General features: G+C 50.2%; 24 protein-coding genes. 14 read left to right on the forward strand and 10 right to left on the reverse strand.

Going from position 1 to position 26,530, the window contains the following annotated elements; all coding sequences use genetic code 11:
• Positions 1-40: 40 nt before the first annotated feature.
• Both ACO0LN_RS13425 and ACO0LN_RS13430 read right to left on the reverse strand, forming a co-directional pair.
• Positions 41-2,734 (reverse strand): TonB-dependent receptor, encoded by a 2,694-nt coding sequence (locus ACO0LN_RS13425; RefSeq protein WP_422974512.1) that lies wholly within the window; start codon positions 2,732-2,734, stop codon positions 41-43.
• Between the two features lie 265 nt (positions 2,735-2,999).
• A complete protein-coding gene (locus ACO0LN_RS13430) occupies positions 3,000-3,698 on the reverse strand; it encodes a FadR/GntR family transcriptional regulator (protein ID WP_174244975.1) in 699 nt (232 codons plus the stop codon).
• A 403-nt stretch (positions 3,699-4,101) separates the two neighbouring features.
• On the opposite strand from ACO0LN_RS13430, the gene garD reads away from it, so the two are divergent.
• The 6 genes from garD (at position 4,102) to ACO0LN_RS13460 (ending at position 10,363) form a co-directional block, all read left to right on the forward strand.
• Complete coding sequence (gene garD / locus ACO0LN_RS13435) at positions 4,102-5,679, forward strand: galactarate dehydratase (RefSeq protein ID WP_422974514.1); 1,578 nt, start codon at positions 4,102-4,104, stop codon at positions 5,677-5,679.
• Positions 5,680-5,734: 55 nt separating this feature from the next.
• Positions 5,735-6,559 (forward strand): NAD-dependent epimerase/dehydratase family protein, encoded by an 825-nt coding sequence (locus tag ACO0LN_RS13440; RefSeq protein WP_162039382.1) that lies wholly within the window; start codon positions 5,735-5,737, stop codon positions 6,557-6,559.
• 607 nt (positions 6,560-7,166) lie between these two features.
• On the forward strand, positions 7,167-7,898 hold the full coding sequence (locus ACO0LN_RS13445) for a cytochrome b/b6 domain-containing protein (protein ID WP_422974516.1): 732 nt from the start codon (positions 7,167-7,169) through the stop codon (positions 7,896-7,898).
• Positions 7,899-7,933: 35 nt separating this feature from the next.
• Positions 7,934-8,605 (forward strand): response regulator, encoded by a 672-nt coding sequence (locus ACO0LN_RS13450; protein ID WP_422974518.1) that lies wholly within the window; start codon positions 7,934-7,936, stop codon positions 8,603-8,605.
• A complete protein-coding gene (locus ACO0LN_RS13455) occupies positions 8,602-9,951 on the forward strand; it encodes an ATP-binding protein (protein ID WP_422974520.1) in 1,350 nt (449 codons plus the stop codon). Before ACO0LN_RS13450 ends, ACO0LN_RS13455 begins: the two co-directional genes overlap by 4 nt.
• A gap of 34 nt (positions 9,952-9,985) precedes the next feature.
• Positions 9,986-10,363 carry a PepSY domain-containing protein gene (locus tag ACO0LN_RS13460; RefSeq protein ID WP_422974522.1) on the forward strand — a complete coding sequence of 126 codons (378 nt, stop codon included), beginning with the start codon at positions 9,986-9,988 and terminating at the stop codon, positions 10,361-10,363.
• 50 nt (positions 10,364-10,413) lie between these two features.
• Here ACO0LN_RS13460 and ACO0LN_RS13465 read toward each other — a convergent pair whose 3' ends face one another.
• The 4 genes from ACO0LN_RS13465 to ACO0LN_RS13480 all read right to left on the reverse strand — a co-directional run bounded on the left by ACO0LN_RS13465 (position 10,414) and on the right by ACO0LN_RS13480 (position 15,404).
• Positions 10,414-11,451 carry a bifunctional nicotinamide-nucleotide adenylyltransferase/Nudix hydroxylase gene (locus ACO0LN_RS13465; protein WP_422974524.1) on the reverse strand — a complete coding sequence of 346 codons (1,038 nt, stop codon included), beginning with the start codon at positions 11,449-11,451 and terminating at the stop codon, positions 10,414-10,416.
• Between the two features lie 33 nt (positions 11,452-11,484).
• A complete protein-coding gene (locus tag ACO0LN_RS13470; RefSeq protein ID WP_422974526.1) occupies positions 11,485-13,188 on the reverse strand; it encodes an NAD+ synthase in 1,704 nt (567 codons plus the stop codon).
• A gap of 18 nt (positions 13,189-13,206) precedes the next feature.
• Positions 13,207-14,397, reverse strand: a complete 1,191-nt coding sequence (gene pncB, locus ACO0LN_RS13475) for a nicotinate phosphoribosyltransferase (protein WP_422974528.1) — start codon at positions 14,395-14,397, stop codon at positions 13,207-13,209.
• Positions 14,398-14,540: 143 nt separating this feature from the next.
• Complete coding sequence (locus tag ACO0LN_RS13480) at positions 14,541-15,404, reverse strand: cysteine hydrolase (RefSeq protein WP_422974530.1); 864 nt, start codon at positions 15,402-15,404, stop codon at positions 14,541-14,543.
• Between the two features lie 448 nt (positions 15,405-15,852).
• Here ACO0LN_RS13480 and ACO0LN_RS13485 point away from each other — a divergent pair, with 448 nt between their 5' ends.
• The 7 genes from ACO0LN_RS13485 (at position 15,853) to ACO0LN_RS13515 (ending at position 20,648) form a co-directional block, all read left to right on the forward strand.
• Positions 15,853-16,710 (forward strand): TIGR02452 family protein, encoded by an 858-nt coding sequence (locus tag ACO0LN_RS13485; RefSeq protein WP_422974532.1) that lies wholly within the window; start codon positions 15,853-15,855, stop codon positions 16,708-16,710.
• Between the two features lie 27 nt (positions 16,711-16,737).
• Positions 16,738-17,292, forward strand: coding sequence for an RNA 2'-phosphotransferase (locus tag ACO0LN_RS13490; RefSeq protein ID WP_422974534.1), 555 nt, complete (start codon positions 16,738-16,740; stop codon positions 17,290-17,292).
• Positions 17,282-17,836, forward strand: a complete 555-nt coding sequence (locus ACO0LN_RS13495; protein ID WP_422974536.1) for a protein-tyrosine phosphatase family protein — start codon at positions 17,282-17,284, stop codon at positions 17,834-17,836. The genes ACO0LN_RS13490 and ACO0LN_RS13495 overlap by 11 nt, the downstream gene beginning before the upstream one ends.
• Positions 17,833-18,387 (forward strand): NADAR family protein, encoded by a 555-nt coding sequence (locus ACO0LN_RS13500; RefSeq protein WP_422974538.1) that lies wholly within the window; start codon positions 17,833-17,835, stop codon positions 18,385-18,387. Before ACO0LN_RS13495 ends, ACO0LN_RS13500 begins: the two co-directional genes overlap by 4 nt.
• A 3-nt stretch (positions 18,388-18,390) precedes the next feature.
• Entirely contained in the window at positions 18,391-18,984 is a 594-nt protein-coding gene (locus ACO0LN_RS13505; protein WP_422974539.1) for a DUF4291 domain-containing protein, read from the forward strand.
• A 184-nt stretch (positions 18,985-19,168) separates the two neighbouring features.
• Positions 19,169-20,002 (forward strand): CmcJ/NvfI family oxidoreductase, encoded by an 834-nt coding sequence (locus ACO0LN_RS13510; protein ID WP_422974541.1) that lies wholly within the window; start codon positions 19,169-19,171, stop codon positions 20,000-20,002.
• 13 nt (positions 20,003-20,015) lie between these two features.
• Positions 20,016-20,648: a 2-hydroxychromene-2-carboxylate isomerase gene (locus tag ACO0LN_RS13515; RefSeq protein ID WP_422974543.1), complete on the forward strand. Its 633-nt coding sequence runs from the start codon at positions 20,016-20,018 to the stop codon at positions 20,646-20,648.
• 15 nt (positions 20,649-20,663) lie between these two features.
• On the opposite strand, the gene ACO0LN_RS13520 is transcribed toward ACO0LN_RS13515, so the two are convergent.
• Both ACO0LN_RS13520 and ACO0LN_RS13525 read right to left on the reverse strand, forming a co-directional pair.
• Positions 20,664-22,061 carry an MFS transporter gene (locus ACO0LN_RS13520; RefSeq protein ID WP_422974545.1) on the reverse strand — a complete coding sequence of 466 codons (1,398 nt, stop codon included), beginning with the start codon at positions 22,059-22,061 and terminating at the stop codon, positions 20,664-20,666.
• Positions 22,058-22,912, reverse strand: coding sequence for an alpha/beta fold hydrolase (locus ACO0LN_RS13525; protein WP_422974547.1), 855 nt, complete (start codon positions 22,910-22,912; stop codon positions 22,058-22,060). Before ACO0LN_RS13525 ends, ACO0LN_RS13520 begins: the two co-directional genes overlap by 4 nt.
• A 137-nt stretch (positions 22,913-23,049) precedes the next feature.
• On the opposite strand from ACO0LN_RS13525, the gene ACO0LN_RS13530 reads away from it, so the two are divergent.
• Entirely contained in the window at positions 23,050-23,631 is a 582-nt protein-coding gene (locus ACO0LN_RS13530) for a TetR/AcrR family transcriptional regulator (RefSeq protein ID WP_422974549.1), read from the forward strand.
• A gap of 72 nt (positions 23,632-23,703) precedes the next feature.
• Here the strand turns inward: ACO0LN_RS13530 and ACO0LN_RS13535 are convergent, their stop codons facing one another.
• Together ACO0LN_RS13535 and ACO0LN_RS13540 are read right to left on the reverse strand one after the other, a co-directional pair.
• Positions 23,704-25,518, reverse strand: a complete 1,815-nt coding sequence (locus ACO0LN_RS13535; protein ID WP_422974551.1) for a family 2A encapsulin nanocompartment cargo protein cysteine desulfurase — start codon at positions 25,516-25,518, stop codon at positions 23,704-23,706.
• The gene (locus tag ACO0LN_RS13540) at positions 25,493-26,434 is read right to left on the reverse strand and encodes a family 2A encapsulin nanocompartment shell protein (RefSeq protein WP_162039361.1); all 942 of its coding nucleotides are present in this window, start codon (positions 26,432-26,434) and stop codon (positions 25,493-25,495) included. Before ACO0LN_RS13540 ends, ACO0LN_RS13535 begins: the two co-directional genes overlap by 26 nt.
• Positions 26,435-26,530 lie beyond the last annotated feature (96 nt).

The following is a 26,530-nucleotide window of genomic DNA, read 5'->3' on the forward strand; positions in this document are numbered from 1 at the left end:
TCTGTCAAATGACTACGTCGCTATGTCATCACATCACTGTTTAAAAGTTATAAGTCAGACGCGCATTGAATGCACGGCCTATAGGGCTGGCTGCACTACTCAGGTAACCGTAGGTATATCCACTGTGATTGGTGACAGGTGGTTTGGCATCCAGCAAGTTGGTGATACCGGCTGACAAAGTCAGGTTCTTGAAACCACGGTAGCTTGCTGTCAAATTCCAGACCTGGTAGGGCTCGATGTCCCTGAAGTATTCTGCCGCAATCAGATTCTGGTCATGGTAGCCAGTGTTATAGTTTTGCGTCAGTTGAGAACTCCAGTTGCCATAATTCCAGGCCATCGTCAGCGTATGTTTCCAGCGGAAAGTGATGATAGGCAGACTGCTGGTAGTACCATTGCTGGCCACACCAAAACGGCCCACGTTAGAGACATAAGCACTGTCTTTTTCGAGCTGGTTATCGAATTGCGTCAGGTAGGTGCCATTCAATTCAAACTTGAAATTACCCAGCGATGTTTTAGGAATGGAATAAGCCAGGGCAACGTCAATACCAGAAGCTTTCTGGCCACCCAGGTTCATCGTGATGTTCTTGATGTAAGCCAGGGAACCATCGGCATTACGCACGAACAGGTCGGCATACTTGGTCGGGTTCAGGAAATAGACTTGCTCAGGCAAATTAGCCAGCATGTCTTTCATTTCTATATGCCAGTAATCAGCAGACACGGTCAGGTTTTGCAAAGGTTCTGCAGCAACACCCAGCGTAAAGCCTTTGGATGTTTCTGGCTTCAGGTCAGGATTACTGCCAGTCTGACGCGGCAATGCCACATTACATACTGCTGATGCGACCAGACCTGGCAAGGCTTTGCCTGTTCCGGCTACGCCAGGTGTGCCGCCTGGGCATTGCACGGGATCATCCCATTTTGCCGCTGTCGTGGTATTTGCTCCTGCTACGCGATAGCCATAGCGGTCAAACAGTGTAGGTGCACGGAAACCGGTATTGGCGGAACCACGGAACATCAAAGACTTCATGGGCTGATAGCGGAAGCTGGCCTTAGGATTGATGGTATTGCCAAAATCACTGAAATGATCGTCGCGCACGGCTACGTTGAAATTCAATTCCTTGGTGACAGGAATTTCCATCTCGGCATAAAGTGCTGCGACATTTCGTGCACCCTGACCATGCGATGGGCCAGAAGCCGCGTAAGTGACCACAGAGGTGATATCTGTCTTGGTATCTTCTGTGGTATCTCTATGCACATCGGCACCCAAAGCCAGTGTCAATGGTCCGCCAGCGAGTGTAGTCAACTCAGTGGAGGCAGTCAGGTCTATGCCTGTGAAGGTACTGATGGAATGGCGATTCAATGCGCCATCTACCGAGATACTTGCGAGGTAAGCCTTACCTGCAGCATCCTGCAGACCAAAAGGATTCAGCGTGCCGTTGGCTATGCCTGTCAGCAAGCCAGGTCCATTCACATAACCTGTTTCGTAGTAGTTATCACGTTGGCTGTGACCATAGACAAAACCAGCCTTGTAGTCCCAGTTACCAAAACGGCCTTCATCATTGACGCTGATTCGCTGGTTGACTTGTACGTCCTTGGTGGTGGCCTCTGCCAGGTCGGCGACACTCCAGGTCACGGTCAGTGGTTCACCCTTGAGGCCCGCAACTGCGGGTACGCCACCTGTGCCACCTGGGTACCATTTACTGGTCGATGGCAACAAGGCACTCACGCCATTGGCAGCCAGGCTGGTCGTTGGATTTTTGGTGCCGAGTATGTATTCTTGACCACGCATGTAATCAATCGTCAGCGTATGGTCGTCGCTGAATTTCTTTGTGCCCTTGGCATAGAAGGTGACCTGCTCGTTACCATACAATGCTGTGCCGTAGTAAGCTGCGTTCAGGATACAGGTGTTTTTTGCACCTTGTATGCTATAAGGGCCCTGGCAGCCTGTTGCATAGTATGGGTTGGCTGCTGTCTTGTTGGTGGCTGTCGTGAAGTTGGCAGGCATGGCATAGCCACCGCTGCCCAAGGTCGGCGCGCGACCTATGCTGGTCAGTAATTCCGTACTGCTCAGTTCTGCACGATCAGAAGCCAGCAAGCGACTGCGGCGATGCGCATCTACTGTGCCGTACAAATTCCAGCCATCTTTTTGCAAGTCACCGACGCCAACCGTGGCGCTCAGGCGCTGCTCATCGCCACCACCAGATTTTTGTGGTTTGACATATTGCGCAGAGACGGAATTGCCAACCACTGTACGTTTGGTAATGAAGTTGACAACGCCGCCGATCGCGTCAGAACCATAGATGGACGATGCACCATCACGCAGGATTTCTACCCTGGCGATTGCGCTCATAGGGATCACATCAAGATTGGCATAACCGTCGGCAATCGCTTCATTGGCCAGACGGCGGCCATTCAGCAAGACGAGGGTACGGTTAACGCCGAGGCCGCGCAGATTGATGTTAGTACCAGAACCGGCATTCGATGGTGCCAGTGAACTGGACTCAGGCAGGGACATCATCAAGTCTGCCAGTGTGGTCATGCCACGTTTTTCCAGCTCTTCACCAGTCACCATGGTGACGGGCAGTGATGCTTCTGATGCCAGGCGTTTGATGGATGAACCTGTTACTTCCACCCTTTGTACTTCTTGCGCCTGAGCCTGATTGACCATAGTCAGCACTGCCAGCGCAATCGATGACAATACAAACATGGGCCTTTGGAATTTCTTATCTTGTTTCATTTGCAGTCTCCTCCAGTTTTCATAGAATTCTCGCGTCCATGCCTCTTTGGGCATGGAGCACTAGTTGGAGCACCTCGCGTACTCTGTGCCACTGCGACGAAGATGGGCGCAAAACGCCCCACCGGGGTCACAGCCGGTCAAAAATAACAAAACCCGATTACCGCAAATAAAGTCGTAAATGTTTTCTTTGCTTGATGACTTATCTGCGCTTTTGCTTTTGCGTCGCTTTTACGTTGCCATGCACAATTTATGTACTGCCATGCATTCAGCCGCGTGAGAAAGTCCTGGTTACCCTTTCAAGATGCGCCCGCATCGCCTTGCGCGCTGCTGCCGGATCATGGGAGGCAATTGCCTCCAGAATATTTCTATGATCAGTCAGCGTTTCCTGGCGCAAGTCTTCTGTCTGGAAATGCTCCTTCAATTTATGCCATAAACGGCCACGCTGGTTCCACAGATATTCAACCGTGCCCACCAGCGCACTATTCCCGGTTGCCCTGGCGATGGCCAGGTGAAAATTCCTGTCGGCATTTTCATTACTGGAATAATTGGCATGATGCTTTTCCATTTCCAGTACGGCCTTCAAGATTTCATCTACCGCAGAATCAGTCGCTACTCTTGCTGCAATTGCTGCCACTTCTGCCTCTATCAGGCGACGTGCCGACAGCACTTCAAACGGCCCTGGCCCGGCTTCAGGCACATTCGCCTGGGCTTCAGGCACCTCACTGACATAGACGCCAGAGCCACCTCTTACTTCAATCACACCACCGAGTTCCAGCGCTATCAGTGCTTCACGTAAAGATGCGCGGCTCACACTCAATTTGGTTGCCAGATCGCGCTCAGAAGGCAAACGCTCACCGGCAGCTATATTTTCTTCAGCGATCAGGGCCTGGATCCTGTCTGCTACCACGCGGTACAACCTGGGCTCATGCGTCAGCCCTTCGTTCTGTGAACTATTTTTTTTCATCATGGTGTTTGCTACCCGTAGAAAAGCTTAATAAAAGCAATTCGGTCAGACCATTCTAATGTGGTCAGACCAAATTTGCAATGTGGACTAGCCAGATTTTTTATTTGGTGGCATACTCGCCACAAATGATACGAGAGGGATTATAGCGGACTCTGCATTTCCTCCCGTAGAAAAAGAAAAATCTGACGGTATAAATAGAGGGTTTTCATAGGGAAAGCCGGTCTCTTGAGAGCAATGATGCAAATTACCAACGCGGCCAGAAGCATATTTGCAAAGTTTCATGCCAATTGCTTTCTGGTATGACCACTTTGATGAAAACCAGGTTTTTCAATAAAAATAATTGTGCACAGCTCATCTCTTTGTGCATTGATAGCCACAAGTGGCAAAGAAGGGGGAATACAAAATGACGGTATCCAGCATCAGCCGGCCACTCAGTTCGCCGCTATATATACGCATGCATGACAAGGACAATGTGGCGATTGTTGCAAATGATGGTGGTTTGCCAGCAGCGACGGTCTTTCCCTGTGGCCTGAGCTTGCTGGAGCATGTTCCCCAGGGACATAAACTGGCCTTGCAGGATATTGCTGAGGGTGCCGCCATAACCCGCTATAACGTCACCATAGGTTATGCGGTGCGCGCCATCCCCCAGGGTAGCTGGGTAGAAGAGTCATTGATACGCATGCCCCCCGCCAGAGAACTGGTGGATTTGCCCATCGCTACCGTGCACGCTCCCAATACTGAACCACTGGAAGGCTATACCTTCATGGGTTACAGGAATGCAGATGGCAGCGTGGGTACGCGCAATATACTGGCGATCACAACAACAGTGCAATGTGTATCCGGTGTGGTTGAGCATGCTGTGAAGCGCATCAAGGAAGAACTCTTGCCGAAGTATCCCAACGTCGATGATGTCGTCGGACTGGAACATACTTATGGCTGCGGCGTCGCGATTGACGCACCAAATGCCAACATTCCCATACGCACAGTACGCAATATCAGCCTGAACCCAAATTTTGGCGGGCAAGCCATGGTGGTCAGCCTGGGTTGTGAAAAACTGCAGCCGACACGCTTATTCCCCAAGGGCAGTATTCCCATCAAGAAGGGTGATGAAGGCAGTGGAGAACCGGCGCTGGTGTGTCTGCAGGATCAGGAGCACGTAGGCTTCAACTCCATGATCGCATCGATCATGAATACCGCAGAAAAACAATTGGTGGAGCTGGACAAGCGCCGCCGTGAACCCTGCCCTGCATCCGAACTGGTAGTCGGTGTGCAATGTGGCGGCAGCGATGCATTCTCAGGCGTGACAGCCAACCCGGCGGTCGGCTTTGCGACAGATTTGCTGGTGCGTGCCGGTGCGACCGTGATGTTTTCTGAAGTGACAGAAGTACGTGACGGCATAGACCAGTTAACCTCACGCGCCGCCAATCCTGAAGTGGCCGCCGCCATGATCAGGGAAATGGCCTGGTATGACGATTACCTGAAACGCGGCGGCGTCGATCGCAGCGCGAATACCACGCCGGGCAATAAAAAAGGCGGTCTGTCGAATATCGTTGAGAAAGCCATGGGATCCATCGTCAAATCTGGCAGCTCTACTATTTCTGGTGTTTTGTCGCCCGGTGACAAACTCACGCAAAAAGGCTTGATCTATGCAGCAACACCCGCCAGCGATTTTGTCTGCGGCACCTTGCAACTGGCGGCAGGCATGAATTTGCATGTATTCACCACGGGCCGCGGTACACCGTATGGCCTTGCCGCAGTCCCCGTCATCAAGGTCGCCACCAGAAACGATCTGGCCAGACGCTGGAATGACCTGATGGATATCAATGCTGGCAAAATCGCCAGTGGCGAAGCCACGATAGCCGATGTGGGCTGGGAACTGTTCCAGATGCTGCTGGACGTCGCCAGCGGCAAGGAAACCTGGGCCGAACACTGGAAATTGCATAATGCACTTGTCCTGTTCAACCCGGCGCCGATTACCTGATAAATAGTCTCAGCAGAAACGCGTTTCAAGAATTCAATAGAAGAGAAAGAATCCCATGAACACCAATATTACTGAAAAACCTTTCAACCGCATTTTACTGACCGGTGCTGCCGGTGGTCTGGGCAAAGTCTTGCGCGAGCGTATCAAGGCATGGGCCAATATCGTGCGCCTCAGCGACATCGCCGATCTCGGCCCAGCGGGTGAAGGCGAAGAAGTCGTCCAATGTGACCTGGCCGACAAAGCTGCGGTGCTTGCATTGATGGAAGGCGTGGATGTGGTACTGCATTTTGGCGGTATTTCTACTGAAGCCAATTTTGAAGCCATCATGCATGCAAACATACAGGGCACTTACAATATTTATGAGGCGGTACACAAGCACAATGTCAAGCGCGTGGTATTTGCCAGCTCTAATCATGCTGTCGGTTTTTACCGCACCACGGATTATATCGATGCTGACATGCCTACCCGTCCTGACGGCATGTATGGCATCAGCAAATGTTTTGGTGAATCCTTATCCCGTTTTTACTATGACAGGTTTGGCATAGAAACAGTCTGCATACGCATAGGTTCATCCTTCCCTGTGCCAACGACACGCCGTATGCTGGTGACTTATTTCAGTTACGATGATCTGGTTGAAATGCTGCGCTGCTCCATCTTTGCACAGCGCGTGGGTCACACTATTGCCTTTGGTGTTTCTGAAAACCCAGGCAAGTGGTGGGACAACAAAAAGGCTGCACATCTGGGTTACAAGGCAAAAGACAGTTCTACGGTTTTTTCTCATCTGTATCCAGACAGCAGTGAGTATCCGGCCAAAGACGATATCACTACTATTTATCAGGGCGGCGGCTTTTTGCTGACGACACCGCAATACAAAGATTAAACCAGAAGATAAGAAGCTGTTGCGAAATCAAAAGGGCAGACAAAGTTTATTTGTCTGCCCTTTTTTCATTCACCAGCAGTCAGATCAAGGAAGTGGTAAAGAATATGAGAATGATTATCAAAGAATGATCCCCTCCCTCCTTCCAGCTTGTCTAAGCTGACCCAGGTTAACTGGCCTGCATCATCCACCGTGCGGATATCAGGTAGGTGATCATTCTACAAATCAAACTAATGTGCATGGGTGATAGTGTATCTTACTATCGCATCTACATTAGCCATCGAATTTCCCTTGAGCATTACATTTCAGAACGTATAGACAGCGCCTGTCCATCGATAAAGTGGCCTCTATTTGAATCCTGGCTGTACTGTCCAGCTTCAATACTCTTACAGTTGACGTCCGGCATGCAAGACGCACTACACACCGACTCCAATCTCAACGGAGATTAACTACTTAAGCTCATCTTAAGAATCAAAGTGCATTATTACTTCCTGGATGAGAGTCCTGCAATTTCATACCCCTCCGTCTCTTGCATGGGTTTTTCGTCAGCGAGTGGCAGATACATGATTTGTAAGTTTGAGAATTCCCTGAATTCCTAGAGGAGATCAAAATGAGCGATATATCAACTTCACAAAGTGACACTAGCTGTGCCGAAAGTTCCACCAAGAAAATCCAGGTATGGGATGCGCCTGTGCGACTGACCCACTGGTTGATCGCCTTATGTTTTACAGGTGCCTATCTGACAGCAGAAGTGGATTCCTTGCGTTTGCTCCATATAAGCATGGGATACACCATGTTATTCTTGATCTGTTTTCGTCTGCTCTGGGGATTTATCGGCAGCAAATATGCACGCTTCTCTGAATTTGTGCGTTCACCCACAACTGTCATTCGTTATTTGCGTGGCATGCTATCCGGGCATCCAGCTCATTTCACCGGGCACAATCCGGCAGGTGCCATGGCGATTATTGCAATGTTAGGTCTGGGCTTAATCGTCACAATATCTGGCTATGCTAACTATAATGAATTGGGGGGCGAATGGCTGGAAGAAGCGCATGAAATAGCGGCCAATATTATGCTGACAGTAGTTGGCGTACACATTGCGGGTGTTTTACTTACGAGCTATTTATATCGTCAAAATCTGGTACGCAGCATGATAAGCGGCCGTAAACTGGGTCAGCAACAGCAAGCTATACATACTACCTGGCGTTCGGTCGCCATCGTACTGATGTTAGCGGTACTCGGATTCTGGATTTATCAGGTGGGTACAGCAACGTCTGCAACAGGCACAGAAATGAGACAGTCGAGCAAAGAACGTTCAGATAAAGACCGTGACAGAGATTGAATCTGGCAAAAATTTCATGACCATAGAGAATTCGTATGCGCATATTACTGGCAGAAGACGACCCATTACTTGGCGATGGTTTGCAGGCAGGCTTACGCCAATTCGGCTTTCAAGTCGATTGGGTCAGGGATGGTGATGCAGCAGAATATGAATTGCGCAGCCAGGTGTATACCGCTGCAGTACTTGACCTGGGATTACCCCGCAAAGATGGTCTGGACGTGCTTGCCAGCATACGCAGGGCTGAGGTCAACTGCCCGGTATTAATATTGACTGCACGCGATGCCATCCCAGATAAAATTCGCGGACTGGACCAGGGAGCCGATGATTATGTCATTAAGCCAGTTGACCTGAATGAGCTTGCAGCAAGGTTGCGTGCTCTGATCCGGCGTGCCCATGGGCAGACAACTGAGAATCTGGAAGCACAAGATATTTTACTGGATCCGGGGGCACGAACAGTAAAACAGGCCGGCAGCGCAGTGGAAGTTTCGACGCGTGAATTTGATCTCCTGCAAACCCTTATGCTCAACGCTGATCGTGTGCTTTCAAGGGAGCAGATCGAGCACCATTTGTACAGTTGGGGACAGGAGGTAGACAGCAATGCCATTGAAGTCCATATACACAATCTGCGAAAAAAGCTCGGTGCAGCATCAATACTGACAGTGCGTGGTGTTGGCTACATGCTACCAAAGAGCAGTCGATCATCATGACCGCACGCCCATCGCTGAAAAATCGATTACTCATCCTGACATTAACAGCTGTCGCATCCATCTGGTTGCTGGCAACTGCCATAACCTGGTTCGATGCCAAGCATGAGCTGGACGAAGTGCTGGATGGCCATTTGGCACAAGCTGCAAGCTTGCTGGCAACACATCAAATACACGAGATTGTAGAGAATGGAGAATCTCAGGATACGCATAGTTTGCACAAGTATGCACCTAAAGTCATGTACCAGGTTTTTCATTCAGGACAACTTGGTTTGCGCTCTGCAAATGCGCCGGAAACTCCTATCCTGGACGTTTCCAAGGAATTAAAAGAGGGCTTTACAAGCATTCAAATTGGCAGCCAGCAGTGGCGGGTATTTTACACAATCGGTGCTGACGCAGATGTGCAGGTTTATGTAGCAGAAGAAGTACAGGCGCGCACTGCAATCCTGTATGCAGTTTTACGTAGCCTGGTATTGCCGTTCATCATTGCACTTCCCTTGCTTGCAATAGCGCTATGGCTGGCCGTGCGACAAGGTATGAGCCCTATCGTCAAATTAGGCCAAGTACTTGAGCAGCGCCAACCATCGGCAGTTAACCCGATTGAGATGAATGGCACAAGCAAAGAAACTCAGCCTGTTATTCAAGCATTGAATGGCTTGCTGGAACGCATTGCCGGCCTGATGGAGTCAGAAAGAAGATTCACGGCGGACGCAGCCCACGAACTGCGCACCCCACTTGCCGCCCTGCGCACCCAGGCCCAGGTAGCGATGGTTGAACATGATGAAACTAAACGCCAGCATGCATTAAAAGGCACGCTGGAGGCCTGCGACAGAACATCCCGGTTGATTGAGCAATTACTAACTTTATCCCGACTGGAAAGCAACGCGGAAGCTGAATTTGTGAAGTTCGACATAGCAGTCATGATACGCAGCCAAATTGCAGATATCGCCCACAAAGCCGTCAGCAAGCATCAAAATCTGGAACTGGATGCGGACTGTAGTTGCGTTATCAATGGCAATGAAGTTCTGCTGGGTGTACTTGTTCGTAACCTGATCGACAATGCCATTCGCTACTGTCCAGAAGCTGCACGAATTTTGATTCAATTGAGCTGCATCAACAGTCAATATATCTTAACGATTGAAGATAGTGGAAATGGTCTTTCGGATCAGGATATCTCCCGACTGGGAGAGCGCTTTTTTCGTCTTCAAAGTAATGTAGAGAGTGGCAGCGGCCTTGGTTGGTCTATTGCAAAAAGAATAGCAGCGGTTCACAACATGGACTTGCAAGCCGGGCATTCAGAAAAATTGGGGGGATTAAAAGTGACACTGACAATGCCTGTACATTACTGAGTCTCTCGTTCATATCAACAATCAGGAGTGCGCAATGAATTACGCCCGACTATTTCTTTTTTTCGCAACATGCGCTTTCGTCACTCTCTCACAGGCGCAAAACAATGTGGATATACCTGCTCCACAAGTGAAAAAAACAGCAAACAATAATTCTAAAAAAGCCATGACTAGTCCAAAGAACCTCGAAACTGACACGGGTTGCACGACATTAAACAAGTCCGAATGGCTGAGTCAGGATGAAATGGCTTTACTTGCCAAACATAGGGGCTACCAGTTTGAAAAAGTAAAAATATCATACGAAAGTTGCTACGAGATATATGGTAGCAATCGGGAGGGGGATTTGGTCGAAGCATATTTCGATCCCAGCAATGCAAGACTGATACGGCAAAACATTGTAAAGATAAAGCATTGATTGCAAATTCAGCTTGCGATGGGTCTCATCGCAAGCTTTCAAGAGTTGTCTCAGTTCTCGTTAGCGGTCAAATTGAGAAACTGGTCAAGAATATGGAAGTGATCATCAAAGAATAACTCCTCCATGCCTTCCAGCTTGTCTATGCTGACCCAGGCTGCCTGCGCGGCATCATCCGCCGCACGGATATCGGGCAAGTGATCGGTCTGCAAATCAAAATAATGCGCATGCGTGATCGTGCGGCCACGCAGGCTGCGGCCAGGATGGTCAAACACTTTGACATCGACCAAAGCATGCTCAAGCGTGGATGCCAGTACCGCCAGATTGGTTTCTTCAAACAATTCGCGTATCGCACCCTGGAACAGTCTTTCATTCTGATCGAGAAAACCACCAGGCAGTGCCCACAAGCCTTTGCCCGGGAAACCACCACGTTGCACCAGCAAGACATGACCAGCCGCCTTGACAACAGCGTCCAGAGTCACGAATGTCGGTGCATAGGGAGCAGCCTTCCATGCCTCCTGGTAAGACAGCAGTTGCGCATGTTCTTTCACCAGCACCGCGTAGTGCGGCAAAATGCTCCAGGCCTTCAGGTACTGGCGCACACTCTGTGGCAGGTAATGGGCAATCACTTCAAGTGATACCCGCATGTCTTCTGCCTCAAACAAAACCTTGCGTATGACAGTGGCATCTATCGCCAGTAATTGTTCAGCAGCGACCAACTGCCATTGCGGGAAGCGGTTCAGGTAATAGCTGGAGGCGTCCTTGAAGTGACCTATCAGGGCAATGCGCTTCGCATAAGGGAAGTGTCTTTCCACCTTGCCACGCACTGCTGTCGCCCAGCGTGCATCATCATAATAATCACGCACGGCAATATACGACACCCTGTCACGCTCAGCGGACGTGAGCGTCGCATTGATCATGTCTGCCCGCTCTTGCCAGGTGAAAGGGTTCTTGGTGCTGCGCGCATGGAAGGATGAACCCAGTACTACGACCACTTCTTCTGCCGTTTCCAGCGCCAGTTGCAGGAGCGTAGCGTGGCCGTTATGAAATGGTTGAAAGCGCCCTATTAATACTGCAACGTCAATTTGCATGGCTGACTTCATAAAAGAAAACTTTGATTAATCTTAATTGTTGTACTTTGCCGCAATCGGCATCTGCCGTCCACTACCAAAAGCACGGCCACGCACGCGGATGATGGGAGGTGCCTGACGACGCTTATATTCATTGCGTGCCACCATGCTGATGATGCGGTTCATGCTTATCACGCCAGCTTCTGTCTTTTGCAACTCTTGTACAAAGGCCTGAGCCTTGGCAAACTCATGCGCTGGCAGGCGCGTGCCTTCTATATGCCATTTCAGCATTTCATCGAGTTCATCATACGGTGGCAAGCTGTCGGTATCAAGCTGACCAGGTGCCAGCTCTGCAGACGGTGGCTTGGTTAATACATCTTGCGGGATGATTTCGCGCCCGGCTGCATCGTTGATATGTTGCGACAAGGCATATACTTCTGTCTTGTACAAGTCCCCAATCAGGCCCAGACCACCATTGGTGTCGCCATACAGGGTACAGTAACCCACCGATATCTCGCTCTTGTTACCTGTCGTCAGCAACAGTGCGCCAAAGGCATTTGAGTATTCCATGAGTATGGTACCGCGTATGCGGGCCTGCAAATTCTCTTGCGTCAATCCACGCAGGGGCAATGCAAATGCTTCTTCAAAACCCTTGGCATATTGCTCCACCAGACTCAATATGGGATGCGTATGCAATTTGACTTGCAGGTTGTCGCATAATTTGACAGAGTCAGACACTGAACCTGTGCTTGAATACGCAGATGGCATGGTGATGGCGATCACGTTTTCTGCACCCAGTGCCTGCACTGCCAGGGCAATCGTCAATGCCGAATCAATACCACCTGAAGAACCGACCACCACCTGCTTGAAACCACAACGGCGCGCATAGTCTTGCAGGCCCAGGACGATCTGACGACGGGTAAATTCTGGCACAGACAAGCCCGCACTATCCGGTTTGACTAATGCAGTACCATCGATCGCAGAAAACTGCTTGTCTGCAAATCCCAGCAACTGAAAATCTTCTTCAAAACGTGCTGCTTCAAAAGTCACGCCATCATTAGCTGTGACCGCAAATGATGCGCCATCAAACACCAGTTGATCTTGCCCACCAACCTGGTTCACATACAGCAGGGGCAATTGATGATGCCCAGCGGCCTTGGCAAACATCGCATGTCTTTGCTGGCGTTTGCCTATGTCTGAAGGGCTGGCATTGATGCTGATAATCAAATCGACCTTGGCCGCTTTCAGGGCGTTGAAGGGGTTGACCTGGTAATCATGCTCTTCATCATTCCAGCCATCTTCACAGACCATGAAACCAAGCTTGTGTCCTGCCACATCCAGTGTGCTGGCAACTTCCTGTCCTGGTTCAAAATGCCGGCGCTCATCAAAGATGCCATAAGTCGGCAGCAATTGTTTATAGTATTCTGCAACAATTTCACCATTGCGTATCGCCAGCAAAGCATTATGCAAAGCTTTGCCCTGCTCTTTGTTTGGACGCACGGTGCCGATCACGCTAACAAGATCAGGATAATCCCTGGAAGCCTGCATGATGCTAGCCAACGCCTGCTCAGCATTCGATAAAAAGGCGCTGTCTTCGAGCAAATCGCCGGGGTAATAGCCACAAACACAGAGTTCACTGAACACTGCGACATCGGCATCTGCTGTCGCAGCTTTTTGCATGTGCTGGATGATCGCGGCAGTATTGCCAGCAAAGTCACCCACCATATAATTTAATTGTGCAACTGCCAGTTTCAACATGATGAAAAAGTCCTGAATTTAAATAATAGGGTGATGAAAAACCTGACGCAGGTAAGCGAGGAAGGTTTCATCAGTACACAAGGTCTTGCCAGCAGAATCAGACAATTTTGCGACTGGCTGTCCGTTGCAGGACATGAGCTTCATGACGATATTCAAGGCTTTGATGCCAGTGTCATTCGTCAGGTTCGTGCCTATGCCAAAACCTGTCATGGTGCGGTCAGCAAAATGGCGGTACAGGCTGAAGGCAGTATCCAGATTCAGACCATCAGAAAACACCAGACGCTTGGTATGTGCATCTATGCGTAACTTGGTATAGTGGGCCAGGGCCTTTTCACCCCAGACCACAGGATCGCCAGAGTCGTGGCGCAGGCCATCAAACAGTTTGGCAAAGTACAGGTCAAAGTCAGACAAGAAGGCATCCATGCCGACCACATCTGTCAATGCTGTACCTAGGTCACCACGGTATTCCTGCACCCAGTCTTCCAGCGCGGCTTTTTGAAAATCACGCAGGCGCACGCCAAAAGACTGATAAGACTGCAGGTATTCATGCGCCATCGTGCCTATAGGCACCAGCTTGTGTTTCTTGGCCAGATAGACATTCGATGTACCCTTGAAGAATTGCGGTACTTCACGCGCCAGCGTGGCGACGACTTCATCATGCCATTCGCCAGAGAAACGCCTGCGCAAACCAAAATCAAAGAATTCAAATGGATGGGTTTTGGGTGCTTCTTTTCCAAATTCACGAATTTGTTCTATTTTGGCTGTCAGCCTGTTTCTACCCTCAACCAGAGTTTGTTCTGTTTGCAAGCGACGGAAATATAATTCATTGACGATATGCAGTACAAAGATTTCAAAACCCATGACATGCACTTGCGGGCCGGTTGCCACGATTTGCAAGCTGTCACCATCTGTGCTGACCTTGATGAATTTACGCTGAAAATGAAAGACCGTTAAAAAGTCAGTGAAGTCACTTTTGATAAAGCGCAAGGAACGCAAATAATCGAGTTCATCTTCCGTAAAATTAAGCGAGCACAAATGATCGATTTCACGTTCAACATCCTCCTTCAATTCTGCCAGCGGATAAGCCGTGGAATTGCGGCAAACGAAAGCATATTCAGTCTGGGTATTTGGATGGCTATGCAGCAAGGCTTGCCACATGGTGAATTTATATAAATCAGTTTCCAGCAAACTTTGAACTACGGGTTTCATATTTTTCTTTTCTAGAGTCACTTGTGTAGGGTGCGCCATGCGCACCATTGTTTGACGCACTCACAAACAAACATCAGCTCGCGATTTTTTGACAAAAGGGACGGTGCGCAAAGCACACCCTACTCATTTATCTTTTGCGGCCTCTATGCATTCGCCAGCAACTCAGGCAATACGTCTGCCATCTTCGCAATCTGCAAACCCCTGGCGGCCATGTCGCGCACAAAGCTGTCAAACTGTGCATCAAATCCTGTGACTGCACTCATGCAATCGGTCACCAATACCAACTTGTGCAAATCGGCTGCGGCGAAGTTTTCTACCAGATGCTCAGTGGTCGCTTTCACACAATGGCTGCCTGCTTCGCCGGTAATATACACGCGGTCAGCCTTACTGAGTTCTGTAATCAATTGTTGGTTCAGTTGCGTGTCAGGGTCACTGGCATCTGGCACTTCTGCCTTCACCGCTGAATAATGCTCAGTCCAGGGGTTGGAACCTTTGTTGATCTTGTTAACCACGCCAAGTTTTTTTTCTTCCCAGGCATTATAGGCTGCCCGCACATCTACATGCACATTCTGCCCCCATGAGCCAATTTCGCAGTGCACCGGCCATATCATCAGTTGATAACGGCCTTCGGCTTCCAGCGCATCCAGGTAGGCCAGCGCGCGTGGCAAAGCTTCTGGCTGGCGTGGCTGATATTCGCCAGCGCGTACCGCGCTTGCTGAAATGCTGGTGAAAGGTGACACTGCCGCGCCCTGCCCTGTCATCCAGAAAGTGGGATGGGCAATGTCATAGCGGTGATGAGCGTCAAGAGTGATGCTGATACCGCTGATGCCATCTGCGCCTTTATTGATAAGTTCAGCCACGCGCAACATATCGGCATGGGCACCAGGCACAGGCAGGGCTGGCGATAATGGCTCTGCGCTATGCGCATCCCTTGCCAGATAAGCTGGCGGCAAATCACAGAAATCATTTTGCGGATCAATGATGAGGACTTGCAAATTGCGTTTCATGATGTTTCCTTTTCTTGTGAGGCTGATTCTATTGTAGGTTACTTAGTTATTTTTTGCAACTAAGTATCTGCATATTCTTTTTATCTGCCTGCCGACGCCAAACATATGCCCGCATCTTAAAATAAAATTTTTATTTTCAACAACTTAGCATGAATTATTCGTTTTTCTAAGCACGGCCTTCTTGCATAGCCGATTACATTTAGTTTCAAATACCAAGACTACCAGCCTGCCTACATAATAAATTGCTTACTGAATTTCTTATCAGCATTGTTTATCCGGGCTCTCCCCCTGTTATTCAAGTAATCTTATCCCGCAATAAAACAACATTTATTTACTCTTAGTTATTTTACGAAACTATCTTAGTTGATTTACTTCACTAAGATAGTTTATAGTTCACTTATGCGAGATTCATATATTCTTGCCGACAAGAATAAGATAGAGAAAAATAATGCAAACTACAGTAATCAATAGAAAACAAAGAGCCGACATTGCCCATGAAACACTGGCAATACTAGAACGTGGCAACTATATCAGCCAGCATGGCAATCAGGTCAGCATACAAGGTAGTTTGACGGCCGCAAAGCAAGGATCTATCCACTACTCGCCTGAAGAATTAAAGCATGTGTTGCGCACACTTACATCTGGTGAAAAATTTGTTACTGCTATCAGCGTCACCAATGAAGGCTGCCTGACAGCAACCAGACGACTGGCATCAGAAAATGGAGTGAGCCCACTTTGCCTGAATTTTGCATCTGCAAAAAATCCTGGTGGCGGCTTTTTGGGTGGTTCAGAAGCGCAGGAAGAAAACTTGGCCAAATCATCTGGTTTATATCCCTGCATTGCACAAATGACTGCCATGTATGAAAAGAATCGCGCCTTACAATCTTGCATATATAGCGATGACATGATTTATTCGCCAGAAGTACCTGTGTTCAGGGATGAGGATTATGCCTTGCTGGATAACTTCTACAATGCCTCCTTCATCACTGCGCCAGCCGTCAATCTTGGGGCATTAAAAATGAACGAACCTGACCGTGTCTGCGAAGCTGCCGGTATTATGCTGGACAGGATCAATCTTGTATTGGCATTGGCACTTAAACATGGGCATAGACATCTGGTACTGGGCGCCTGGGGCTGCGGAGTATTCGGCAACGATCCGCAAAAAATCGCCGGTCACTTCTTGCATGCCTTATCACCTGGATCGATTTTTCACGGCGCGTTTGAAAAGATTGTATTTGCCGTGCTGGATAAGAAAAACACCGGAAGTCTTCAGGCTTTCGAAACTACATTTACGAACAATGAATAAGTTACACCAATAAATCAAAAAAATAAAATGAATAATAACAATAAAAACTTCAGCAAATTCCTCAGCTACGTACTGCGCCACCAGCCAGATTCCATAGGCATTACACTGGATGCACAAGGCTGGACAGAAATAGCTACACTAATGAGCCAGGCTGCGAAGCATGGCAAGCGTTTCAAGCTGGAAGACTTACATGAAGCGGTGAGCACTTCTGACAAGCAGCGCTTTGCACTCAGTGAAGATGGTTTGCGCATACGTGCAAACCAGGGGCATTCGGTAGCGGTGGATCTGGCCCTGCCTGTGTCAGTACCGCCAGACGTTTTATATCATGGTACTGCCAGCCGTTTTATCGCTTCCATTATGAAAGATGGATTACACCCAGGTTCACGTCATCATGTGCATCTGTCGGCGAACACGACAACGGCGCGTACAGTCGGTGCGCGACATGGCATGCCGGTTATCTTGCAGGTCATGGCAAAGCAGATGCAGGAAGATGGAATCCAGTTTTTTGTATCGGCGAATGGCGTGTGGCTATGTGATAGCGTGCCACCAAAATATTTGATCAGGACGAGTGATGACAATTAAGCGACCACATAAGAATACTTACTGGGTAAGACCAGGAAAATTACTGGCAGGCGAATACCCGGGTGCCCTGGATGCAAACACGGCAGCGCAAAGGCTGGGGCAATATCTCGATCGCGGCGTTGATTATTTTATCGACCTGACAGAAGAAGATGAACTGGCCCATTACGCACCGCTGTTGATAAAGCTGGCTGAAGAGCGCGGCATGCGGGCTCAACATCGCCGCTTTGCCATACCAGACCGCCATACCCCATCGTCGCCAGGGCAGATGCAGGAAATTCTGCAAGCACTGTACGAAGCACTGGCAAAGCAGCATACCGTGTATGTGCATTGCTTTGGCGGCATAGGCCGCACTGGCACGGTCATAGGCTGCTATCTGGCAGAGCAACACCAGAACAGTAAGGCAGGTTTGCAGGAACTGGCGCAATTATGGCAGCAGATGGAAAAGAAAAACTTTTGGCCAGAGACACCGCAAACTACAGAACAGCATGCCTGGGTATTGGCCTGGCCTGTGGATAGCAATTCAGACCGTACAGGAAAGACATGAATACGCGAGAAGAATTATTAAAGCAGATTGACGAGGGCAAGCAGTTCAACTATCTGCATTTTTGGGGTCATAAGCAGCACGGTTTACAACCAGATAAAGCCTGCTTCAGTCAGTGGTTTGTTGCGCCGTTTCAGATCGATGACACCACTTACCCTACGGCTGAACATTATATGATGGCTGGCAAGGCCAGGCTGTTCGATGACGAGGTCGTATTCAAAGAGATACTGACAACCGGCGACCCGGATATGGTGAAGCGCCTGGGCAGAAAAGTGAAGAACTATGATGAATCAACATGGGTAGAGCATCGCTTCCAGATAGTAGTCGATGGCAACTATGCGAAATTTTCACAAAACCCAAAACTGAAGCAGTACCTGTTAAGTACCGCAGACAAGATCATCGTCGAAGCCAGCCCGCTGGATAGAATCTGGGGCACAGGTCTGGCGCAAGATCATCCTGACAGCAATAACCCACAACTTTGGCAAGGCTTGAATTTGCTGGGTTTTTCCTTGATGGAAGTCAGAAGCAGACTACTGTCTGAACACAAATATTAAAAAATGAAATTTGAAGCTTATAAAACACAAGTAAAACACTGGCCAGAGAATGGCAAGCACATCATGGCGCAATTTGACGAAGATACTATTATCGTCTATCAGGCATATTCTGATGCCATCGCCGATTTTGCACTTAAACACCAATACTTTGGCGGTGCATACAGCTATACACGCATGAGCTGGATCAAGCCCAATTTTTTATGGATGATGTTTCGGTCTGGCTGGGCACAAAAAGCTGGGCAAGAACGTGTACTGGCAATACGCATCAAGCGCAGTTTTTTTGATGCAATTTTAGCGCAGGCTATTCCATCATCTTTTACCGTCTCAGAATTTCGCACACAAGAAATATGGAAGCAGGCGATAGAAACCTCAGACGTGCGTTTGCAGTGGGACCCTGATCACGATCCTGTGGGCAACTGCCTGCCACGGCGCGCGCTGCAATTAGGTTTTCGCGGAGAAATGCTGACGCGCTATGGTAAAAAAGAAATACTGGAAATCACCGATATCACGCCGTTTGTGTTGCAGCAATTCGAGCATGCTGACCTACCGGAACAATTGTTGATACCAACAGAATCCATTTATCGTTCTTGCATTTGACATGCACACCAAGCATGCGAATCACGCAAAAATCTCGTTTGAATATCAGCCTCGCATCCGTTTAAATATACATAGACGACAGCCCTGAACTTACCATCCGGAAGCGCGGCTTCGTCACGATATGGCGGGAGGCGATATGCATGTCTTTACTGAGCATCAAAGGAAATTTTCACTACCTGTAACAATGCCTGGCAGCAGTTACGTGCTGGCGCCCATGAGCTATGTTTTGCCTGATGGTCAGCGACCTGTCAGTTATACCTTTGAACCACCGGCGGGTACCCCCTGGGAAAACGCCACTTACGATTTGCGTGAAGTGGCGATACATGATGCGCGCCAGGCCGAACAGGAACCGCAGCTTGAATGCGAAGGTTTTGAATTATGGGATGCGCCCACTTCCGTAAAAAATTTCATGGATCATGAAGAAGTCAGGTCTGACTACTATCAGGAAGCACGTGAACTGGCGCTGGCTGTTACTGGTGGCAGGAAGGCTTATGTCTTCGATCACCTCGTCCGGCGACGCGAAGCCAGAGAGGCCAGCCTGTCATTTGGTAAACGGGCAGAGAATGGTTTGGCTGCGGCCAATGGGCGCATACATAATGACTACACAGAACAATCGGGGCAAAAACGCCTGGCTCTGGTCGTCAGGGATATGGAAGTGATGGCGCAGATACGGCGCTATTGCATCATCAATATCTGGCGGCCTACCCATAATACTGTGCTCGATACGCCGCTGGCAATTTGTGATGCACGTACAGTGAGGCAATCGCATTTGCTGGCTTGCGATGTCAAATACCCTAACCGCACGGGTGAGATTTATTTGTCCAGATTTTCACCAATACACCGCTGGTCTTATTTCGCCGAAATGCAGCCGCATGAAGCACTGATCTTCAAGCAATATGACAGCCAGTTCAGCGGTGTCTCGCGCTTTACACCGCATGCTGCATTTGATCATCCGCATGCTCCTGATGATGCACCACCAAGAGAAAGCATAGAGCTGCGCTGCCTCGTGGTATTTTGAAAAGGAGGTCAGGATGGATACCCCGATAGCCAGCATGCCTGTCATCGACTTCTGGTTTGAGTTTGGCAGCAATTACAGTTACCTGAGCGTCATGCGCATGGAGCAGGAAGCGGCCAGGGCAGGCGTCAGGGTGCGCTGGCAGCCGTTCTTGCTTGGCCCCATATTCCAGGCTCTGGGATGGCAGACCTCGCCCTTCGTATTGCAGAAAGCCAAAGGGGATTATGTCTGGCTGGATATGGAAAGACAATGCCGCAAGTATGGCCTGTCCTGGAAAAAGCCCGGCAATTTCCCACGCCCGGCAATCTTGCCTCTAAGGGTCGCGGTACTGGGTGCGGAGCAAAACTGGATGGCAGAATATTGTCGCCGCATCATGCAAATGAATTTTGCGCATGACCGGGATATTGATAACAAAGAAGTGGTCGCTGCTGTGCTGAACGATATGGGCTTGCCCGCAACTGAAATTATCGCGCAAGCCCTGAGCGATGACAACAAATTGAAGCTGCGCAGACAAACCGAACTGGCCATGAGCAAGGGTATCTTTGGTGCACCGACTTTTTTTGTCGGCGAGCAGATGTATTGGGGGAATGACAGGCTTGATGATGCGCTTGCCCATGCACGGGATTTGTTGATTTACCCCGACGCATGAGCCTGGCGATCTGGATCAGGCTGTTGCTGTCGCATCAGCTTGTATCTGAGGTTTCTGCACGGCTTGCGTCCTGATGAACATACTTAGTAAGGCAGTCAATACGCCACCCGCAATCAGGAAGAGATAGACATAGCGGAATTGCTGCAGATTCTGTACGTGTCCACCCAGTATGGTCACCGTAAAAGCCACACCGAGGGCAGAACCAAACTGGCGTACCGCCTGGTTCACCGCACTACCCACGCCAAAACGCTTGGCAGGCAGGCGTGCCACCGCTGCGCCTGACAGTGATGGCAACACCAGGCCTACACCTATGCCACTGAGCAGCATGCCGGGCAACCATACCGTAAGATAATCAGCAGTCAGGCTGGTGTTCAGGTAAAACCATAAGCCGCTCAATGCATAGATCAACCCACCTGCGACCAGCAAAGGTTTATGTCCAAAGCGGGCGACATAGCGGCCAGAAATAATTGCCACCGGCATGACCATCAAAGGGCCAGGCGTGATATCTAAACCGGCCTTGGTCAGACCGTAATGCCAGATTGCCGTCATGAATAAAAAGAAGCTCAGAAACATGGCAGTAAACGCGGCGCCAAACACCAGGGTGGCGGCATTCACAAAGCGGTAATTTCTGTCCTCGAACAGACTCAAATCTACTGCCGCATGTGGCTTGCCTTTAGCCCAGAAAATAAAGACAAGAAGTATCCCTACGCCAGCGCTGATGGTGGCGAGAGTAGATGGTGCCAGCCAGCCCCAGCTGTCAGACTGGACTATGCCCAGTATCAGCAAACCACTGCCTGCAATGAGCAAGAACACGCCTGGCCAGTCAAAGCGATGGCCGGTTTCCAGGTTGCGCGATTCTGACAGGCTTAGCGCTGCCCTGATCATGGCGATGATGCCTATAGGTACATTGATCAGAAATGCCCATTGCCAGTTGATGCTTTCTATAATGAGCGCACCTGCACTAGGCCCGACTGCCGCTGCCAGCGCAGCAACCGCACCCCACAGACTGACAGCAATGGCACGCTTCTCAATAGTAAAAGCCTGCAATACCAGTGCCAAAGAAGTTGGCGTCAGCAAGGCCGCACCAACAGCTTGCAAGAAACGAGAACAGATCAGCATACCCGTGCTGCCAGCCACACCGCACAAACCGGATGCCAGGGTGAACACGCCTACACCAAGTATGAACAAACGCTTGCGCCCCAATAAATCTGCCAGGCGACCGGCGGGTACCAGTAACGCAGCATAGACGATGGTATAGGCGTTCAGTACCCACGACAGCTCACTGGGCCGGACATCGGGGAAGGCATGGCGCAAGGCAGGGAAGACAGCGAAGCCTATGGTGGCATCAAGCGACACCAGAAATACGGCAACGCTGGCCAGGGCAAAGGTCGGCCAGGGGCTAATATTTTTCATGATGTTTCTCCGGCTTCTACCACTCGTTCAACAATATCGGCAGCAAGTTTATCAATGATGAAGCTGGCTGCTGCCGCATGTATCTCTGGCGTGCGCAAGATGCGCCTGTGTCCGGTTCCTGCGCTTGCGACCAGGCTGGCTTGCGGCCAGGCAGCAGCCAGGGCCTGGCTTTCTGTATAGGGCATTTCTTTATCTTCAGGGTCATGCAGGATCAGGGCGGGGTGACGCATGCCATGCTGCAATTGGGACAAATCCATGGATGACAGCGGTGCACCTATGCTGCTTGCCAGCATGTGTTCCAGCTGCTGCCTACTTGCTTCATCCAGACCACCTGCCCTGGCTGCATGCTGGAATACGCGCGTCAGTGATGCAGGGCCGCACAGATGCACACTGGCCTTGACTTGTACGCCTTGCGCAAACGCATACAGACTGGCGGCTGAGCCCACTGAATGGGCGATCGTAGCAGTCAGTGTTCCCAGATGTTTTGCTACTGCGACAACGGCCTTGCCATAGTCAAGTACATTGGTCGTTTCGCCTTGCGATGCACCGTGTGCGGGTGCATCCAGCGCCGTCACACTAAAACCTGCCCGCAGCAAAGGCACGACAAAACCCGCCATGTGACTGGCCCGGCTTTCCCAGCCATGCAGGAGCAGGACTTGCGGACCCTGCCCCCAGGTCCAGGCACGCAATTCCAGCCCTGGATAAGGAATACTGACGGGTCGCGCCTGCGCCAGTGCCTTTTTATCATCTTCAGTTTCTGCCTGCCGTTGCGGCCGGGTGAATGCCTGCAAGATCATGTCCATGATGGGCTTATTTGTTGCATTATTTGCTTCTTTGACTGGTGTATTCATGCTGCCCTCAAAATTAGATGACGAATATAATCCTATGGATGTTGATTATCATCTAAAATAGAGAATCATGTCAAACCTGATTAAAGCCAGTATTAAAATGAAAACGCTGGTTGGCAGATTTTTGAGGAATAGAGCAAATGAGAACTACCCGCGAACAAGCTGCGCAAACCCGTGAGCGCATATTAGAAACCGCTGCCCGCCTGTATCGTGAACATGGCATCAATGGCATAGGTGTGGCCGACCTGATGAAAGAAGCCGGGCTCACGCATGGCGGTTTTTACAAACACTTTGAATCCAAGGAAGCCCTGATTGCCGAGGCCTGCAGTACCGCGCTGGAAAGAACGCGCACAGAACTGCTGCGCAAGACAGAACTGGTCAGCGACGAAGAAGCCATCGCCAGCCTGGTGCATAGCTACCTGAGCCGGACGCATAGTGAACATCCGGGCCATGGTTGTGCTATTGCGGCACTGGGGGCAGAAGCCGCGCGCGGCGAAGCAGCCAGCAAGGAAGTGATGGCGCAAGGGGTTGAGCAGCTATTAGCTATCATCAGCAAACAATTGCATCGCTCAGGAGTTAAGGATGATGCGGCTACCGCGCATGGCGTCTTGTCTTCACTGATAGGTGGCCTGCTGTTGTCGCGCATGATGGACAAACCGGCGAACGCCAAGGCAGTATTGCACGACACCAGTGAGTTTGTGTTGAAGGCAGTACAGAAATAATAATGAAGTAAAAAAACTGCCCGTTATTTCTAACGGGCAGATGCATTAAATCAATTTACCTCACTTGTAAATTCACTTGCGATTATTTGCCAGCCTGCGTACCACTGCCAGCAAACGGTCTATCTCTTCGCAAGTATTGTAGAAAGCAAACGAAGGCCGCACCGTTGCTTCCAGACCAAAGCGGCGCAAAATGGGTTGGGCGCAATGATGGCCGGAACGCACTGCGATTCCCTCCTCGTTGAGTGCCTTGCCGACTTCTGCCGTTTCATATCCCGCCAGCACAAAAGACGCGACACTAGCTTTTTGATGCGCAGTACCGACCAGGCGCACACCGGGTATGCTCTTCAGCCCATGCGTTGCATATTCCAGCAAGGCATGTTCATACAGGGCGATATTTTCCAGGCCTATGCGTTCGACATAATCAAGTGCGGCCCCCAGGCCAACTGCATCGGCAATATTACCCGTGCCAGCTTCAAAGCGTGCCGGTGCTGGCTGATACCGGGTGTGCTCGAAAGTCACATCTGCAATCATATTGCCACCACCCTGCCAGGGTGGCAGTTGTTCCAGCAAAGCCTTCTTGCCATACACCACACCTATGCCAGTCGGACCAAATATCTTGTGACCTGAGAAGACATAAAAGTCAGCATCCAGCGCCTGCATATTCACGCGCAGATGTGACACGGCTTGCGCCCCATCGATCAGCACGCGGGCACCAGCGGCATGGGCCAGGGCCGTGATCTCATGCACCGGGGCGATAGTACCCAGGGCATTGGACACTTGGGTTACTGCCACCAGACGGGTCTTGCTGTTCAGGAGCTTGCGATACTCGTCGAGCAAGACCTGACCACTGTCATCAACAGGAATAACGCGTATGACAGCGCCCTTTTCAGCCGCCAGTTGCTGCCAGGGCACAATATTGGCATGATGTTCAAGCTCAGAGACAATGATCTCGTCACCCGCACCTATGAACTTCTTGCCAAAGGTTTGCGCTACCAGATTGATACCCTCAGTCGCACCGCGCACGAAGATGATTTCCTGCTCACTGGCAGCGCCAAGAAATTTGGCTACCTTTTTGCGTGCAGACTCATAAGCATCGCTGGCGCGTGCTGCCAGTTCATGCGCCGCTCTATGTATATTTGAATTCTCATGCTCATAGAAATAGCTGATGCGGTCAATCACAGCCTTTGGCTTGTGCGTCGTGGCTGCATTATCAAACCACACCAGTTGCTTGCCATTGACACGTTCGGCCAGGATAGGAAAATCCCTGCGCACGGCATTAATGTCAAAGGGTGCTGCCAGTGATGGATTAGCTGCCCTTGGTGCCTGATCCCAGTAGTCTTGCTCGCCTTGCTGGAAATAATACGCAGGTTGCGCAGCAGTGCCACTGGCTTGCGGTGCAGGCGCAGAGGCCGGATATAGTTCGCCCAGTATGCGTTGCAATTGCTCTTGCCCCGGTACGTTGAAAGCACTCGCGCCAGATTGTTTGCCTGTGCCCGCACCTGTTCCCTGCGCTGCCAGGCTGTCAAGATTATTGTCAGCAATAGGATAGCCGTGCTCTTGCCCGACAAAATAATAAGGTGTGCTGGAACTGACACCACCCACTTGCGGGCGTGAAGGTGCAATGCTGCTACCAGCATTTTGTGGTACGCCACTGGCAGAGACAGAAGGCTGGCTTTGCACCGAGCTGCTATCGTGGACTGGCGTACGCGCCGACGGTGGTGCTTCAGGTGTATTGCCCTTGCTAAAGCCCGGCAAGAATTGCGCAGCAGCTTGGGCCGCACCTGGCACCAGTGCAAAAAATTCTGATGCCATGCGGTTCAGTGAAGCTTCATCTGGCAAACCTGAATTTGCCGAAGTTGTATTATTTGTAGGTGTCAGGATAGTCATGGTATTTACCGATCTCTACGTCGTCCAGAACAGCCACTGCATCATCTGTCAGCACTGCCAGCGAGCAGTACAGGGAGATGAGGTAAGAAGCAATCGCATTGCGGTTGATGCCCATGAAGCGCACAGACAAACCAGGGCTTTGTTCACCAGCCAGGCCAGGCTGGAACAAACCAACCACACCCTGACGTTTTTCACCAACGCGCAACAGGATGATTTTTGTTTTGCCATCTTCGATAGGCAATTTGTCAGACGGCACCAGTGGCACACCGCGCCAGGTCAGGAATTGCGAACCGAACAGGCTGACTGTTGGTGGTGGCACGCCACGGCGTGTGCATTCACGGCCAAAGGCAGCAATTGCGAGTGGGTGGGCGAGGAAGAAGCCAGGCTCTTTCCAGACCTTGGTCAGCAAATCATCGAGGTCATCTGGTGTAGGTGCACCTGTCAGGGTGGAAATACGCTGATCATCATGCACATTTGCCAGCAGACCATAATCAGGATTATTGATGAGTTCGCTTTCCTGCCTTTCCTTGATGGTTTCTACGGTCAGGCGCAATTGTTCCTTGATTTGGTCATGCGGGCTGCTGTACAGATCAGAGATACGGGTATGCACGTCCAGCACGGTAGCGACGGCATTAAGGAAATACTCGCGTGGTTGTTCGTCATAATCGACAAAGGTTTGCGGCAATTCGGATTCATCGCGCTGCGAGCAGGCTACCCGCACATCCTTGGGATTTTTTACCTTGTTGAGGCGGTAGATACCTGCCTCTACCGGCAACCATTGCAGCAGATGCACCAGCCAGCGTGGCGAGATGGTGGACAACTGGGGTACGGTCTTGGTGGCGTTCGCCAACTGCCTGGCGGCATTATCACCTAGCGCAAAATTGCCGGTAGTTACTTCACTAGTTACATCGGTCATTGCTTCACTCCATAAAAGTCAGTACATAAAAAATGAACAGGCGTGCGGGGATAAGCAGCCGTGCTATGTAGTTCACGGCTGTTTATTTGAAGCTCA

The sequence above is a fragment of the Undibacterium sp. TC9W genome (genome assembly GCF_049339865.1).
Classification (GTDB): domain Bacteria; phylum Pseudomonadota; class Gammaproteobacteria; order Burkholderiales; family Burkholderiaceae_D; genus Undibacterium.